This is a genomic window from Streptomyces sp. NBC_01257, assembly GCF_035917255.1.
In the GTDB taxonomy this organism is placed as follows: Bacteria; Actinomycetota; Actinomycetes; order Streptomycetales; family Streptomycetaceae; genus Streptomyces.
In genome coordinates this window covers 7,875,535-7,890,344 of sequence record NZ_CP108472.1, presented here as the reverse complement: position 1 = coordinate 7,890,344, position 14,810 = coordinate 7,875,535, and the positions used below count along the sequence as shown (strand labels likewise).

14 protein-coding genes are annotated in these 14,810 nt (G+C 69.2%); 6 read left to right on the top strand and 8 right to left on the bottom strand.

Annotated elements, in window-relative coordinates; genetic code table 11:
* Positions 1 to 313 precede the first annotated feature (313 nt).
* The 3 genes from OG408_RS34435 to OG408_RS34425 form a co-directional block, all read right to left on the bottom strand.
* On the bottom strand, positions 314 to 1,264 hold the full coding sequence (locus OG408_RS34435; RefSeq protein WP_266785384.1) for a hypothetical protein: 951 nt from the start codon (positions 1,262 to 1,264) through the stop codon (positions 314 to 316).
* 67 nt (positions 1,265 to 1,331) lie between these two features.
* On the bottom strand, positions 1,332 to 2,837 hold the full coding sequence (locus tag OG408_RS34430; RefSeq protein ID WP_326673616.1) for a DUF6801 domain-containing protein: 1,506 nt from the start codon (positions 2,835 to 2,837) through the stop codon (positions 1,332 to 1,334).
* Positions 2,838 to 2,927: 90 nt separating this feature from the next.
* On the bottom strand, positions 2,928 to 3,536 hold the full coding sequence (locus OG408_RS34425; protein ID WP_266785380.1) for a hypothetical protein: 609 nt from the start codon (positions 3,534 to 3,536) through the stop codon (positions 2,928 to 2,930).
* 766 nt (positions 3,537 to 4,302) lie between these two features.
* On the opposite strand from OG408_RS34425, the gene OG408_RS34420 reads away from it, so the two are divergent.
* The 4 genes from OG408_RS34420 (at position 4,303) to OG408_RS34405 (ending at position 7,781) form a co-directional block, all read left to right on the top strand.
* The gene (locus OG408_RS34420) at positions 4,303 to 5,520 is read left to right on the top strand and encodes a helix-turn-helix domain-containing protein (RefSeq protein ID WP_326673615.1); all 1,218 of its coding nucleotides are present in this window, start codon (positions 4,303 to 4,305) and stop codon (positions 5,518 to 5,520) included.
* Between the two features lie 217 nt (positions 5,521 to 5,737).
* Positions 5,738 to 6,001, top strand: a complete 264-nt coding sequence (locus OG408_RS34415) for a hypothetical protein (protein WP_266785376.1) — start codon at positions 5,738 to 5,740, stop codon at positions 5,999 to 6,001.
* A gap of 87 nt (positions 6,002 to 6,088) precedes the next feature.
* Complete coding sequence (locus OG408_RS34410) at positions 6,089 to 6,562, top strand: SCP2 sterol-binding domain-containing protein (protein ID WP_266785374.1); 474 nt, start codon at positions 6,089 to 6,091, stop codon at positions 6,560 to 6,562.
* Positions 6,563 to 6,566: 4 nt separating this feature from the next.
* On the top strand, positions 6,567 to 7,781 hold the full coding sequence (locus OG408_RS34405; RefSeq protein WP_326673614.1) for an acyl-CoA dehydrogenase family protein: 1,215 nt from the start codon (positions 6,567 to 6,569) through the stop codon (positions 7,779 to 7,781).
* A 6-nt stretch (positions 7,782 to 7,787) separates the two neighbouring features.
* On the opposite strand, the gene OG408_RS34400 is transcribed toward OG408_RS34405, so the two are convergent.
* Positions 7,788 to 9,044 carry a cytochrome P450 gene (locus OG408_RS34400; RefSeq protein ID WP_326673613.1) on the bottom strand — a complete coding sequence of 419 codons (1,257 nt, stop codon included), beginning with the start codon at positions 9,042 to 9,044 and terminating at the stop codon, positions 7,788 to 7,790.
* 78 nt (positions 9,045 to 9,122) lie between these two features.
* Here OG408_RS34400 and OG408_RS34395 point away from each other — a divergent pair, with 78 nt between their 5' ends.
* Together OG408_RS34395 and OG408_RS34390 are read left to right on the top strand one after the other, a co-directional pair.
* Positions 9,123 to 9,950 carry a hypothetical protein gene (locus OG408_RS34395; RefSeq protein WP_326673612.1) on the top strand — a complete coding sequence of 276 codons (828 nt, stop codon included), beginning with the start codon at positions 9,123 to 9,125 and terminating at the stop codon, positions 9,948 to 9,950.
* A gap of 55 nt (positions 9,951 to 10,005) precedes the next feature.
* Complete coding sequence (locus OG408_RS34390) at positions 10,006 to 12,078, top strand: MDR family MFS transporter (protein ID WP_326673611.1); 2,073 nt, start codon at positions 10,006 to 10,008, stop codon at positions 12,076 to 12,078.
* 40 nt (positions 12,079 to 12,118) lie between these two features.
* Here the strand turns inward: OG408_RS34390 and OG408_RS34385 are convergent, their stop codons facing one another.
* From OG408_RS34385 to OG408_RS34370, 4 genes are all read right to left on the bottom strand, one after another.
* Entirely contained in the window at positions 12,119 to 12,559 is a 441-nt protein-coding gene (locus OG408_RS34385) for a YchJ family protein (protein ID WP_266785364.1), read from the bottom strand.
* 62 nt (positions 12,560 to 12,621) lie between these two features.
* Entirely contained in the window at positions 12,622 to 13,428 is an 807-nt protein-coding gene (locus tag OG408_RS34380; protein ID WP_266785362.1) for an SAM-dependent methyltransferase, read from the bottom strand.
* Positions 13,429 to 13,529: 101 nt separating this feature from the next.
* Entirely contained in the window at positions 13,530 to 13,766 is a 237-nt protein-coding gene (locus OG408_RS34375) for a DUF397 domain-containing protein (protein ID WP_024490276.1), read from the bottom strand.
* Complete coding sequence (locus OG408_RS34370) at positions 13,766 to 14,626, bottom strand: helix-turn-helix domain-containing protein (RefSeq protein WP_266785359.1); 861 nt, start codon at positions 14,624 to 14,626, stop codon at positions 13,766 to 13,768. The genes OG408_RS34375 and OG408_RS34370 overlap by 1 nt, the downstream gene beginning before the upstream one ends.
* Positions 14,627 to 14,810 lie beyond the last annotated feature (184 nt).

The window sequence follows — 14,810 nt, the reverse complement described above, 5'->3', positions numbered from 1 at the left end:
GGACACGTTTCCGTGCCGCTCACCCGGGACGCTACGGGTCAGTAACCTTTCTTCGCAATAGCGGTTCCGGAACTTTCTGCACAGCACTTCCGGGAAAGGGAATTCTTGTCACCACGTGACTGATCGGCGCGCGGAAACTATACGAATATGAGCCTCCCCGTCCGCACGCGGAACGGGCCCCGGTCTGCGGCGCGGCATGCCGAAGCCCGCCCCGACCAGGAGATTTCCCGGGTCGGGGCGGGCGGAGGCCGTTGCACCGAGGACGCGCACGGAATGACAAGGAGTGACGCGTCAGCCCTCAGTAAGGCCGGTGCTACTTCGCCGCGGAGTGCCAGTACTGGGAGAGCACCTTCCCCGCGTTGGGCAGGACGAGGCCGGGTGCGGTGAGCGCGGCGCTGTACGTCGAGGCGTTGTTGAGCGTGAGGTGGTTGTCACCCGAGAGGGACGGCAGCCCCTCCTTGAGGTTCACCGCCCAGCTGAGGATTCCGCCCAGACCGCAGCCGGTGGCCTTCGGCGCGGCGAAGGTGGTGTCCGCCTGGGTGTTCCCCGTCAGGGCGAACCTCAGCATGGCGCCGCCGGTGGCGTTGCGTGTGCCGTCACCGTCGAAGCGCTGAATGGCGACGGCCGGCGCCGTGACGTTCTGCGGGCGCAGAACCACCGGGGAGCCGGTGCTGCCTATGTAGCAGTTGGAGCCGAGGAGCGAGTTCTCCAGGTGGATGCGGACCGGCAGCTTCACGATCGGCTGACCGACGCTCAGGCCGGCCGGAAGGTTGAACTCCGTGGGCGCACCGGCCGACTCCACCGTCGCCGTCACCCTGTTCAGGCTGACGCTGGTGATCTGTCCGCAGACCGCGCTGACGACGGGTATGTCACTGGGGCACATGAGCCCCAGCAGCCCGCCGGGAATCTCCGTCGGTGCGCTCACGAGCGCACCGCCCGCGGGCGGAATCACCTTGAAGGTCCCGGCCGCGGTGTCCTGGATGACACCGAACTGCATGTCGTTGGCGCCCGTGGTGGCCTCCGTGGTGCCCAGCTTGAACTCACCGCCGGGCGAGTACGAGGAGACACAGGACGCGACGAGGTCCTGGCCGTCCGCCGCGAGCATGGCGGGATCGTCGACGGGACAGCGGGAGAAGGGCGCCCAGTCCCCGTTGAGGCTCGCGGCGGCGGCGGAGGCGGACAGCGGAGTCAGCGGGATCGCGACCACCGCAGCGGCGGCGGCGGCGATCAGTCCGTTACGCCATCTCTTCGGGACAGCTCTCATTACTCCCTCAATTCATGGTGGGCGGATCAATGGGGTTGAACTCATGTCAGTTCGGGAAGCGGCGGGTTCAGCGCTGCGGCTTGGGGACCTGCACCGGCTGGCCCTCCGGCGTGCACACGTTCGGGTCGTGCTGCGCCGCCGCGCAGGGTGCTGCCTGGACCTGTTTCACGGCACCGGGGACTCCGGAGATGGACGCGGTGAAGAGGTCGTCCAGGTCCTCGCCGACACCACACCCGGAGAAGGGCGGCAGGGTCACCTTGCCGACGAGGACACCGCCCGTGACCAGCGTGTATCCGGTCTGGACTCCGTCCTTCAGAACCATCTTCCCCTGCAGGGGAAGGGCGAACGGCTTGGACGTACGGCAGTTGGGCCCGACGTCCAGCGGGACTCCGTTCACCTCGACGTCGTACAGGCGGAGCTGGAGCATCAGGTCGATCGTCGTCGTGCCGACGCTGTTGCCGGGGCTGAGGATCGTCAGGTCGGAGTGGATGTTGGGCAACGGCTTTCCGTCGGGGCCGGCTTCCGGCGGGATCTGGGTCATCTCCATGGTCGCGGTCGTCGGCGTGAAGCCGAAAGTCAGGAACGTACCGCTGGCGGGGGGCAGCTGCGTCTTTCCCTGATAGTCCAGCAGCGCCGTCGAATCCTGGAGCACATGCAGATGCCCGTCCTGGAACTTGAGCACCGTCGCACCCTGATGGATCTGCGTGCAGGCGACCGGGAACAGGGTGGCGCTCTTGAGTTTGGCGACGTTCGCGTAACCGGTGACATACGCGTTCAGGCTGAACTGGTCCTCCTCGTCACCCACGCAGCGGGGCGCGTCACCGTCCTGGCGTGACGCCTTCGGCGTGTTGCCCACCTCGGGCGTCGCACCGGCGCTCCGGGTACCGTCCGCGGTGGACGCCTTCCCTTCCTGGGACTCGGACGGCTCGGGCGAGGGCCCTTGCGGTTCCCCGCCGACCGGCACCGAGGCAAGGGTCAGGTCCTGGTCAGGCGCGGGAGCACAGGTCAGTTGCACGGCCAGCGGCTCGACCGAGGCACTGTCCGGCTTCGGCGGAGTGAGCCGTGCGGTCAGCTTCGCCGCGGTGAAGGTGAGGTCACCCGAGGCTCCGGCGGTCACCGTGGGAACGTCACCCGTGGAGGAGAACGTGAGATCCCCCGACTCCGGGACCGCCACCGGGTCCTCGACCGTCCCGGCCCAGGTGGCCACCGCGGACCGGTCGCCCTGGGCCACATTCACGCTCAGCTCTGTCTCCACCGTGTAGCCGGCCGCTCCGCCGTCCGACAGATCGGCCAGCGCCTCCCCGGACACGGTCAGTTCAGTGCTCACGTCGGCGAGCTGGAGTGGCCGGTCGACCTTGCCCTTCTCCGGAACCGTCGCGGACACACGCACCGCGACCTGTTGGGACCCGGAAGGGAAGTCACAGCCGTACGTCAGCTCGGCCTGGACCTCGCGGTCACCGGCCGACGCCTGAGCGCCCGGAATCATTCCGGCCATGAGGACCGCGGCCAGGACTGCTCCGCCCCGTGCTGCCAGGTGCCCGCGGCTGCGCCCCGTTGCCCCGCGCGTCGTCATCCCTCGTGATTCCCTTCTGTCGGGGCCGCAGACCGCACGGCAGGAGTCCCGCCGTGCGGTCTGCAGAGCTTTCGGTCACCCGGCGGTCCGTCAGGTTCCGATGATGCTCGTGATTCCGGTGACGGAGTAGTCACCGGTGAACGTCGGGTGGTCACCGACGGCCACGATCCCGGCGCATCCCGCGGTAGCGGTCGAGACGGTCAGCTGGCGCGTGGAGTTGGAGACGGCCAGCTTCTTCGTGCTGTTGGTGAACTTGGCGTTGACCTCACCGGTCACGTTGAAGGTGCAGGTGAGGACGGTGAGCTTGGCCTTGATGTTCTTGATGTAGCCGGTCGTCACGCCGGAGGTGTAGTCCTGCGCGACGAGCTCCCAGGCCGGCGAGGTGGTGGCGACGGGCGTCACCGGTCCGAGTGCGCTGGTGCACGGGCTCGCGGTGGTCCCGAAGGTGGCCGAGGTGATGGTTCCGACCGTGGCGGGGTTGCCCGTGGCGCTGGCCGCGGAACCACCCGCGCCCGCTGTCGGACACGTCAGCGGGAGGCCGTTCACCGACAGGACGGTGTTCGTCGACACGGCGGTGAATGCCCCGCCCGTGACGGTCCACGTGGTGGCGGGAAATGCCATCGCCTGGGTCGCGCTGAGTACGACGGCCGCAGAAGCAACGCCGGTTGCGACGGCGATCTTCTTGAGGGTATTACGCACAGTTAGTTCCTCCGATTCGACAATGCGGGTGGCACTGCTTGCGGGGACGTGCTTCACGGCTGCCCAAGGGGCACGAAGCACGGCTATGAACCACTTCTCCGAGGGGAAGGCGTACGCTCGGCCACACACAATCTGTGACAGGCCGTGACGTTACTTGCGGGAAACTTGGAGCACAATCCCGCCAGCCGAAATTGCTCTCAGCGAGTTCTTTTCTCGTACCCGGCTTACTAACCAGCGCAGTTGACTTGTCATTTGCTGCGCAAAATCACAGTCGGACTCCGGGGCACGGGCGGGGACACGCCCGCGCCCCGGACATCGGTGCCGGCGCCGTCACCCCGTGGCAACACCGTTACGGGCCACTCGGCTGCCCGTAACGGCGAGGCGGAGAGCGCCCCCGCCAGGAAGGATCACCCGGAGCCCGCGCGAGCCCGGCCCCCTCCGCGGCCCGGGACATCCTCAACCGGAATGCCCATGCGCGGCGCGCCCGCCGGAGCACGCGGACAACCGCCGATGCCCGTCTCCCCGCACTCCGGGTGAACGGCCGAAAATATTGTCCGGAAGTGAGTACTCCCGCCCTACCTGCACCGGAGCACCACAACACGGCCGAGATGTGTGGCCCCTGCACTTCGATCCCGCGCAAGTGGTGGGCATGGCCACTGACTTGGTCTATCTTCATCGCGAACTTGGTACGCACCTGTCGGTTCGTGGGAGCGCTTTCCCCCACTGCCTCACCCCCACCGGGCGCCGGAGAGCAAGGGGAAACGCCATGCCGAGAGTCATTTCGCCATTGGACACAGGGGACCCGCTGGGACCGCTTCCCCAGGAGTTCGCGGCCATCATGCGACCCGAACTGCCCAGCCTGATCAAGGAGATAGGCGTCGAGGTCACCCGGGCCTATCCGGAGTACGCCCGCCTGCTCAGCGGCCCGAACGGCCAGGCCATTCGGATCGGCGTCGAGCAGAGCCTCGCCTCGTTCGTGGATCTGGTCGCCGAACCGTCCACGTCGACCTCGCTGCGCGACGACATGTGCCGCCGTTTCGGCCGGTTCGAGGCGTACGAGGGGCGCACCATGGAGACGCTCCAGGGCGCGTACCGGCTCGGCGCCCGGGTGGCGCTGAGGCGGGCGAAGAAGGTCGGCCGGAGTTACCACTTCTCCCCGACCCTGATGCTCAGTTTCGCCGACGCGCTCTTCGCCTACGTCGACGAGCTCGAAGCACTCTCGCGTGAGGGGTTCCTCGAAGTCCAGTCCCAGAGCGGCGAACAGACCGAGGCCATGCGCCGGCGTCTGCTGCATCTGATCCTGGCCGGACGCCCCGTGCCCCGTTCCGCCATCGCCGAACTGTGCGAGCAGACCGGGTGGACGCTCCCGGAGGAGGTCACCCTCGTCGCGGCGCGCGCCCCCGCGGGGCTCGACCGGGTCAGCGCCGACCGCGACATCCTGGTCGATCTCAGCGACCCCCAGCCCCATTTACTCATCCCGGGCCCGCTCGACGCCGCACGAAGAACCATGCTCGACCAGGCGCTGCTCGGCACCCGCACGGCGATCGGGCTGACCGTTCCCACCGCGCTGGCCGCGGACTCGATCCGCTGGGCCAGGAGGATCCTCGAACTCGTCGACGCCGGCGTCATCGACGACGCACCGGTCATCCTGTGCGCGGACCACCTCATCACCCTGTGGCTGCTCTCCGATCCGATCCTCCTGGACCAGCTCGCCCAACGGGAGCTCGCCCCCATCGCGGGCATCAGCGCGACCCGTCGGGAGCGGCTCGTCGAAACGCTGCGCATCTGGCTGGACACCCGGGGAACAGCCGCCCACATGGGCGAACTGCTGGACGTCCATCCCCAGACCGTCCGGTACCGCATGCGCAACCTGGAGTCCATCTTCGGTGAGCAACTGGTCGATCCCGAGAGCCGGTTCTCCACCGAGGCGGTGCTGCGGGCGCTTCAGCTGCGGGCCCGCACCCGGAGTTCCACCACCCAGTAGTCCACGCAGAACGCCTTCGGGCCTACTCACGGCCTTCACTGCGCGTCAACTTACTTACGAGTAAAGGGAAATACCCGGTCACTCCCAAACGGTTGCCACACGGAGACGTTCTCAACGAGAAACCCGGAACTGCGTCCCGTACATATGGAGGAGTCGTCCGCCCACCCGGCGGACGCGGCGCCCGACCTCCTGGCCACCATTCGAGAGGGAACCCCCCATGACCGCCTCACATCTGCTCGTCCCCGTCCCCATCCCGGACAGCGTCGCCGCGCTGATCGGCTCCTGCATCCCGCCGCACATCCTGGAGGCGGAGTTCGACGCCGAGTGCGCCGCACGCGAGGTCCGCAGGTTCCGCGGCCCACGGCTCGGCATCGAGGACCAGGCCGACCGCGAACAGGCCCTCTCCGAGCTGGCCCGCGCCAACAAGGTGCTCTCCGCCCACCACCCCCGGCTGGCGGTGCGCCCCGGCAGCTCCTGGTGACCGCCGCACCCCGCCGCCACCTTGCGGAGGGACTCGACGGCGCTTACCTTACTCAAAAGTAAGTTTACTCCAGAGTAAGGAACTGGCGTGGCCGACAACAGCAGCGGCAACCTCACCGACGAACTGACCGCCCTCGACTTCGCGGCCGTCTCCCCGACGGAGTTCGCGCGGATCGTGAAGGGCCTGTCCGCCAGGCAGCTCGGCGAGGTCATGCACGGCGAGCTGCGCACCCGGGTGCTCGGCGAGGTCTTCGGCCGGATGAGGCAGCAGTTCCGCCCGGAGGCGGCCGGACAGCTCAAGGCCCTGATCCGCTGGAAGATCACCGGTGACACCGACGAGGTGTACGAGACGGCCATCGCGGACGGCGCCTGCACCGTCAGCGCGGGCCGCTCCGACGCCGAACCGCGCACCACGCTGGTGATGGGCGACGCGGAGTTCCTGAAGCTGGTCTCCGGCAACGGCAATCCCGTGACGATGTTCATGATGCGCAAGCTGAAGGTGGCCGGCGACGTCGGTCTCGCCTCGGGCCTCACGCGCTACTTCGACATCCCGAAGGCCTGAGCCGATGAGCTACTTCTCCCTCGCCCTCACCGAGGAACAGCAGGACCTGCGCAACTGGGTGCACGGCTTCGCCGCCCAGGTGGTGCGCCCGGCGGCCGCCGAATGGGACGCCCGCGAGGAGACGCCCTGGCCCGTCATCCAGGAGGCGGCCCGGATCGGTCTGTACGGATTCGAGTCGCTGGCCGACATGTACGGCGACCCGTCGGGGCTCTCCCTCCAGATAGCCAACGAGGAGCTGTTCTGGGGCGACGCCGGAATCGGCATGGCGCTCTTCGGCACCTCCCTCGCCGTCGCCGGGATCTTCGCCTCCGGGACACCGGACCAGCTCGCCGAGTGGGTTCCGCAGTGCTACGGCGACGAGGACGACCCGAAGGTGGCGGCGTTCTGCGTCTCCGAACCGCAGGCCGGCTCCGACGTCTCCGCGATGGCCACGAAGGCCCGCTACGACGAGGCCAGGGACGAGTGGGTGCTCTCCGGCCAGAAGGCGTGGATCACCAACGGCGGCATCGCCGAGATCCACGTGGTCGTCGCCTCGGTCGACCCGTCGCTCGGCGCGCGCGGGCAGGCCGCGTTCATCGTGCCGCCCGCGACGAAGGGCCTGGAGGCGAGCCGCACCATCAAGAAGCTGGGCCTGCGGGCCTCGCACACGGCGGACGTCTTCCTCGACGACGTACGCGTGCCCGGGCACTGTCTGCTCGGCGGCAAGGAGAAGCTGGACGCCCGGCTCGCCCGCGCCCGCGAGGGGTCCAACGCCAAGGGGCAGGCGGCGATGGCGACCTTCGAGGTCAGCCGCCCCACCGTCGGCGCCCAGGCGCTCGGCATCGCACGCGCGGCGTACGAATACGCGCTGGACTACGCCGGACAGCGCGAGGCGTTCGGCCGGCCCATCATCGAGAACCAGTCGATCGCGTTCGCGCTGGCCGACATCCGTACCGAGATCGAGTCCGTACGGCTGCTCATCTGGCAGGCCGCGTGGATGGCCCGCAACGACCGGCCCTTCGACGCGGGCCAGGGCTCGATGTCCAAGCTGCGCGCGGGCGAACTCGCGGTGTCCGCGACGGAGAAGGCCGTCCAGATCCTCGGCGGCGCCGGGTACAGCCGGGAACATCCGGTGGAGCGGATGTACCGCGACGCCAAGATCTACACGATCTTCGAGGGGACCAGCGAGATCCAGCGGCTGGTCATCGCCCGCGCGATCTCCGGACGCCACATCCGCTGACGTGGGTCATGCCCCGGCGACCGGGGTGAACCGCACCGGCAGCGACTGCGGTCCCCGGGTGAAGACGCCCTGCTCGGACGGCGTGAACCCGTCCGCGAGCCGTACGTCGGGCATCGCGTCGAGCAGCATGTTCACCCCGGTCCGCACCTCCGCCCTGGCCAGCAGCGCGCCGACGCAGAAGTGCCGGCCCAGCGCGAACGCCAGATGGTCGGCGGCCGCGGAGAACGCCGTGGTGCTGGTCAGATCGGTGCGGAAGAGATCGAACCGGTCCGGGTCGCGGTACCGGGACGCGTCCCGGTTGGCGGAGCCGATCAGACAGGTGACGGTCGAGCCCGCGGGCACCCGGCCGCCGCCGAGCTCTACGTCGGTGGCCGCCTGACGCATGATCATGTGGACCGGCGGGGTGAGCCGCAGTGTCTCGGCGAACGCGAGGTCGATGAGATCGCGGTCCGCCCGCACGGCGGCGAGCTGCTCGGGGTGGGTGAGCAGGTTGGCGAAGATCGAGGCGATGGCCTTGTCGGTCGTCTCGCCGCCGGCGGCGAGCAGCAGGCTGCAGAACGCCTTGATGTCCTCGTCGCTCATCCGGACGCCGTCGACCTCGGCGGTGCAGAGCGCGGAGAGCAGGTCGTCGCCCGGTGCCTTCCGCCGCTGCTGGATGATCGGGATCATGTACGCGGCGAATTCCTGCCGGGTCCGTTCACCGGCCGCCGCCACCTCCGGGTCGCCCGCGAGATTGGCGAGGAAGGCGATGACGCTGGTGTACCAGCCGTGGAAGCGGTCGTGGTCCGCCTTGTCCAGGCCGAGCATGTCGGCGATGACGAGGACGGGGAAGCGGGTCGCGAACGCCTCGACGAGATCGGCCTCGCCGGTGTGCCGGAAGGTGTCGATGAGCTCGCGCGCGTTGCGTTCGATGACCGGGAGGAACTTCTCCTGGAGGTCCGCACCCCGGAAGGCCGGCGCGACCAGGGCCCGTCGTACGGAGTGCTCGCGTCCGCTGAGCTGGAGGATGGTCTTGCCGTGGACCGGCTCGATCTGCCAGTCGTAGTTGTCGGTCGTGAACTCCCCGGCCTTGTCCTTGAAGACCCGCTCGACGTCCTCGTACCGGGAGACGACGTAACTGTTCGTGGCCTCGTGCCGGATCAGCGGGTGGCTCTCGCGCATGATCCGGTAGGCCCCGTAGGGATCGGCCGCGAAGGCGGGCGAGAGAATGTCCGGAACGGGCGGCGCTTGCGAGGCGAGTGACTCTTGTGGGGCAGATGTCATGACGCTCCTGGGTCGTTGACGGGCAACGCCGCCAAGGTTATTGAGTGACCGTCCGACCTGAAACCCCCTGGGGGAACCATGCCCGCCGCCACGCGCCCGTCCGTTCTCTTCGTCACCGATCTCGCCTACGACGCCCGCGGGCGCCGCTACTGCGACGAGGACATCCACCTGACGTCACGGCTGCGGGAGGACTTCGACATCGCTCTCTGTCACCCCCGCGACGCCGCCGCGCTGCTGGACCGTTTCGACGCGGTCGTCGTGCGCAACAGCGGTCCGGTGCTGCACTACCAGGAGGCGTACGACACCTTCCGCGCCCGGGCCCGGGAGCTGGGCACCCGGGTCTACAACCCGCTGACCGGTCGCGGTGACATGGCGGGCAAGCAGTACCTGGTCGATCTGAGCCGGGCCGGATATCCGGTGATCCCGACCGTGGACCGGGCGGCGGACCTGGGGCTGCTGCCCGAGGCGGAGGGCTACGTCATCAAGCCGAAGCTGGGTGCGGACTCGGCCGGTCTGCGGTTCGTGCCCACCCCGTCCCTGCCGCCCGGTGCGGACGGCACGCAGCTGGTCCAGCCGCGGATCGACTTCCGCTACGAGGTGTCCTTCTACTTCGTCGACCACGACTTCCAGTACGCGCTGAACGCTCCGCACCCGGAGCGGCGGTGGGTGCTGGAGCCGTACGCGGCGAGTGCGGCGGATCTGGCGTTCGCGCGCTCGTTCATCGACTGGAACACCCTCGACCACGGCATCCAGCGCGTCGACGCGTGCCGGACCGCCGGGGGCGAGCTGCTGCTCGTCGAGCTGGAGGACCTCAATCCGTACCTCTCGCTGGACCGGGTGGGTGAGCCGGTGCGGGAGGCGTTCGTGGCCCGGATGAAGGCGTCGCTCAGGGATCTGCTGGGCTGACACGTCCGGCGGCCCCCCGCATGCGGGTGACAGGGGCCGGTGTGAGGGTGCAAAGGTGACCACTGCCAGCGAGACCGCCCCCGCCGCGCAGAGTGCCGCCGCGCCGCCCCTGCTGGATCCGCGCCGCCGCAACATCGTCTTCGCCACCATCGTGCTGGGCATTCTGCTGGCCGCCCTGGACCAGACGATCGTGGGGACCGCGCTGCCGACGATCGTCTCCGACCTCGGGGGCGCGGCCCATATGTCGTGGGTGGTGACCGCCTATCTCCTGGCGGAGACCGTGGCGACGGTGCTGGTCGGCAAGTTCGGCGACCTGTTCGGCCGGAAGATCGTCTTCCAGCTCTCGGCGATCATCTTCATCACCGGTTCGTTCCTCTGCGGTCTCGCGACCAACATGACGCTGCTGATCGTGTGGCGCGGTCTGCAGGGCATCGGCGCGGGCGGTCTGATGGTCACGTCGATGGCGCTGATCGCCGATGTGATCCCGCTGCGCGACCGCGGCAAGTACCAGGGCGCGATCGGCGCGGTCTTCGGCGTCTCGACCGTCATCGGGCCGCTGCTCGGCGGCCTGTTCACCGACCATCTGACCTGGCGCTGGGCGTTCTACGTCAATGTGCCGATCGCGATCGTGGTGGTCATCGCGGCGGCCCGGACCATTCCGTCCGTGAAGGCGGCGGGACGCCCGGTGATCGACTACCTGGGCATCGCGATGGTCACGGTCGGGGCGAGCGCCCTGATCCTGGCGACGAGCTGGGGCGGCAACCAGTACGCCTGGGGCTCCTCGGTCATCATCGGCCTGTTCGTCCTCGGTCTGGCCGCACTGGCCGCCTTCTGCCTCGTCGAGTTCCGGGCGAAGGAGCCGATGCTGCCGATGCGGCTGTTCGGCAATCCGGTCTTCACGGTCTGCTCGATCCTCAGCTTCATCGTGGGCTTCGCGATGCTCGGCGCGATGATCTTCCTTCCGACGTATCTGCAGTACGTGGACGGGGACTCGGCCACGCTCTCGGGTGTCCGGACGCTGCCGATGGTCGTCGGCCTGCTCGCCGCCTCGATCTTCAGCGGCAACGTGGTCAGCAAGACCGGCCGCTACCGCGTCTTCCCCATCGTGGGCTCGCTGGTCATGGCCGTCGGCCTGTTCCTGCTCTCCCGGATGGGTCCGGACAGCGGGGTGTGGCTGGAGTCGCTGTACATGCTGGTGCTCGGCCTCGGCATCGGGCTGTCCATGCAGGTGCTGACGATCGCCGTGCAGAACACCGTCGACTACGCGGACCTGGGCACGGCGACCTCGGGCGTGACCTTCTTCCGCACGCTCGGCAGTTCCTTCGGCACCGCGGTCTTCGGCACGATCTACGCCAACGCGCTCGGCCCCAATCTCGAGGAAGGGGTGGCGCAGGCAGCACGGGCGGGCGGTGATCCCGCGGTGCTGGTGAAGGCCTCGCAGAGCCCGGAGGGGCTGCACGCGCTGCCCGACGCACAGTCGGCGCCGCTGGCCCAGGCGTATGCGGACACCCTGCACACGGTGTTCCTGTGGACGGTGCCGGTCGCGGTGCTCGGGTTCGTCGTGGCGCTGTTCCTGAAGCAGGTGAAACTGCGGGACACGGTGCGGGCAGGCTCGACCGACATGGGCGAGGGCTTCGCCTCGCCGAGCGCCGGGGACTCGGCACGGCTGCTGGAGTTCTCGGTGGCCAAGGTCCTGCGGCGGGTCGACCCGGACACGGCCCGGCGGATCGTGGCCTCGTCCGACACCCGGCTCGACATGGCGGGGGCCTGGGCGGTGATGCAGGTCGAGCTGTTCACCAGGATGGTCGGCCACGCGGGGCTCCGGCTCATCGCGACCCGGCACCGGATTCCGCCGGAGGTCCTGGTGCCCGTCTTCGACCGGATGATCGAGGAGGGCTATCTGACCGGCGACGGCCACCTCTTCACGCACACCGAGGCGGGCAGCCGGGAAGCGGCGACGATCACGGACGCGTGGGCGGCCTGGCTCAACGACCAGCTGGGCGAGGACGGGGGCCGCCCGGACGACGTCCGGCTGCGGTCCGCGGTCGATGTGATCGCCAAGCGGCTGCTGGCGGAGGACCTCGCGCACGAACTGGCCCCGGTGACCCCGGCCGGCGCACCGGTCTGAGGCCGCCCCGGCCCGGACCGGCCCCGTCACCCGCGGGGCGTCAGTCCGCGAAGACGGCCGACTCGTAGACCCAGGCGCCCTCGTGCCGGACGAAGCGGCTCTTCTCGTGGAGCGAGTCGCGGTGTCCGCCGGCCGTGTAGTGCGCCCGGAAGGTGACCGTGCCGGTGGTGTGGAAGGCGCTGCCCTCCGTGGTCTCCAGGATCTCCAGCCCCTGCCATTGCTGCCCCGGGTCGAGGTCGAGGACGGCCGGCCGGTGGTCCGGGTGCCAGGTCCGCAGCAGATAGGCGGCGTCCCCGACGACGAAGGCCGCGTACCGCGAACGCATCAGCGCCTCGCACGTCGGCGCCGGGGTCCCGGCATGGAACCGGCCGCAGCACGCGCCGTAGGCGGCGGACAGGCCGCACGGGCACGGCGAGGCGTCCGTGATCTGCGGGAGCGGAGCGGCGGCGGGCCGCCGGGGGCGGGAGGTGCGTCGGGACATGGGTCCATTGTGTCCTGCGGCGGCACCCGCCCCTCCGACGGGCCGCCGGGCCGGGGTGCCGGTCAGGCCTTGAGGGCCACGCCCGCGTACCCCGGGATCGGCTCGTCACCCGGGACGTCGATGACCTCGCCGAGCTCCGGGTGCCAGTCGGCGGAGAGCGAGACGCCCGGGCCGACGAGCTCCAGGCCGTGGAAGAAGGCGGAGAACTCGGCGTGGGTGCGGGGGCGCAGCGTCATCCCGCGGGCCTTGTACATGGCGGCGGCCTGGGCCGCGCCCTCCGGGTTGAAGTCGCCGGTGGTCTGCGAGAGGACGAGGTAGCTGCCGGGCGCGAGCTGGTCGACCAGGCGGTCCACGAGTTCGCCGGCGCCGTCCTCGTCACCGAGGAAGTGCAGCAGGGCCAGCAGCGACAGGGCGATCGGCCTGGAGAAGTCGAGGACCTTGCCGGCCGCTTCCAGGATGGCTTCGGGCCTGCGGGCGTCGGCCTGGATGTACTCGGTGGCGCCCTCCGGAGTCGAGCGCAGCAGGGCCGCCGCGTGGGCGAGGACGATCGGGTCGTTGTCGCAGTAGACGATGCGCGCGTCCGGTGCCGTCTGCTGGGCGATCTGGTGGAGGTTGGGCTCGGTCGGTATGCCGGTGCCGATGTCGAGGAACTGCCGGATGCCGTTCTCCGCGAGCCAGCGGGTGGCACGGTGCATGAACGCGCGGTTGACCCGCGCCATGTCGCGGCCCCGCGAGTCCAGCGCCATGAGCTGCTTGGCCATCTGCTCGTCGACCGGATAGTTGTCCTTGCCGCCGAGGAACCAGTCGTACATCCGCGCCGGATGCGGCTTGCTGGTGTCGATCTCGACGGGGGGCTCGTGCCCGGTCATAGCGCGCTCCTTGGATCCGTTGGCGGACGAACAGGGGACGAAGGGGTGCGCGGCGACCGGGAACCGTCCACGCGGTGGGGTACAGGGTAGGTCAGGCAGGGTCAGGTCAGGAGGAAGTCCGCCTGACCGGCCTTGGCACCCTGGATGAAAGCGGCGATCTCGCGGTGGGTGTAGATGAGGGCCGGACCGTCGGGGTCCGCGGACTGACGCATCGCGATTCTTCCGTCGGACAGCTTCATGGCCTCGACACAGTTGCCCCCGTTGCCACCGCTCCACGGCTTGTACCAGCCCTCGGAGCCGAGTTCGGCGGCCGGCATGCCGTTGTATATGGGTGTCATCACAGCTCCTTGCGGAAGTCCCTGAGGAGTTCCTTCGTGCGTTGTGCAGTCGCGGCCTGGGCCGCCATGCGGTCCATGACCTCGAGGTAGGAGGCCACCTCGGGGCGCGCGTCGAAGTAGACGGCCCCGGTGAGGTACTCGCTGTAGACCATGTCGGGGAGTTCGGGGACGGCGAACCGGAAGAGCACGAACGGCCCGTAGGTGCCCGGGTGATGGCCGGTCGAGAACTCGGCGATCTGCAGGGTCACGTTCGGCAGCGCGGTGGCTTCCAGCAGCCGGTCGACCTGGGCGCGCATGGCGTCCGGGCTGCCCACCGGGCGGCGCAGCACCGTCTCGTCCATCACGACCCACAGCCGCGGGGCGTCCGGCCGGGTGAGCAGGGACTGCCGCTCCATCCGCAGCGCGACATGGCGCTCGATGTCCTCGGGCCTGGTCTGGCCGACCGCTCCGGTGCGCATCACCGAGCGCGCGTAGTCCTCGGTCTGCAGCAGCCCGGGGACGAAGTGCGGCTCGTACATGCGCAGGAGGCTCGCCGCGCCCTCCAGGCTGACGTACATGCTGAACCAGTCGGGCAGCACGTCGTGGAACCGCTGCCACCAGCCCGGCTTGTTGGCCTCCTCGGCGAGGTCGACGAAGGCGTCGGCCTCCTCCTCGCTGATTCCGTAGGCCTTCAGCAGCAGTTGCACATAGGGGATCTTGAGAGAGACCTCTGCCGTCTCCATCCTGCGTATCGTCGCGGGTGCGACGCGCAGCACCTTGGCAGCCTGGTCCCGGCTCAGGCCGACGCGCTCCCGCAGATCCTGCAGGCGCTTGCCGAGAACGACCTGACCCACGGTCGGGGCGGACCGCGGTTCGCTCACTTCAGACCTCCCCATGCGCTGTTTGCGAGCAGTGTGCCATGCGCGTGCCGTCAAAGACACAGCCACTCTGAATTTTTCAGAGTGCCCCTTGCCAAGTGTTCGCGACAGGGGGAGAGTTGGTGAGTGAACCAGTTCACTCGTCGTGCCCGCGCACTTCCAGGAAGATCGCGAAGCGTGACACAGC